1 protein-coding gene and 1 pseudogene are annotated in these 827 nt (G+C 68.0%); both read left to right on the forward strand.

The genetic code is table 11. From position 1 onward, the window contains the following. Window positions 1–198: pseudogene (locus AOZ49_RS31135) on the forward strand (phosphatase); the annotation flags it as partial. Window positions 199–284: 86 nt separating this feature from the next. Continuing rightward, on the forward strand, window positions 285–827 hold a 543-nt coding region (gene greB / locus AOZ49_RS31140), incomplete at its 3' end, for a transcription elongation factor GreB (RefSeq protein WP_054479759.1).

Here is an 827-nt window from a genome sequence, read left to right on the forward strand (position 1 = left end):
GGGGGCGTGGGCATCGAGGTCAACACCGGCAGCCACACCGTGGAAGAGGCGCGGCAATATGCCGACGTGGCGCGGCGCTATGGCTTTCTGGCCTCGCGCGGTTCCGACTTCCACAGCCCCAAGGAAAGCCGGATGGACCTGGGCCGCCTGCCGCCCCTGCCGTCCGATCTGAAGCCGGTCTGGCACGACTGGTTCTAGGCGCCGCGCCGCCTGGCCCCGGCGCGGCGTGTCCGCGCCGCCCTTGAACCGACTTGAACTGATTGCGCGCCCGAGGCGCCGCCGCCATGAACAAAGCATTTGTCAAAGAATCCGACAACGAGGACGACGACGACCTGCCGCAGGCCCAGGCCCTGCCGGCCGGCACCAAGAACTACATGACGCCGGAAGGCTACGAGCGCCTGCGCGGCGAGCTGACGCACCTGATGAACGTGGAGCGGCCGTCGGTGGTGCAGGTGGTGTCGTGGGCGGCGTCCAACGGCGACCGTTCCGAGAACGGCGATTATCTCTATGGCAAGAAGCGCCTGCGCGAGATCGACCGCCGCATGCGCTTTCTGACCAAGCGGCTGGACATCGCCGAAGTGGTCGATCCGGCCGCCCAGCCCAACCGCGACCAGGTCTTCTTCGGCGCCACGGTGCTGTATTCCGACAAGGCGGGCGAGGACCACACCGTCACCATCGTCGGCGTGGATGAGGCCGAGCCGCTGGCCGGCAAGATCAGCTGGATCTCGCCGGTGGCGCGGGCGCTGATCAAGGCGCGCGAAGGCGACACGGTGGTGCTGCGCACGCCGGGCGGGATCGAGGAACTGGATATCCTGGAAGTGCGCTAC

The organism is Achromobacter sp. 2789STDY5608615, from assembly GCF_001298995.1.
Classification (GTDB): Bacteria; Pseudomonadota; Gammaproteobacteria; order Burkholderiales; family Burkholderiaceae_B; genus Achromobacter; species Achromobacter insuavis.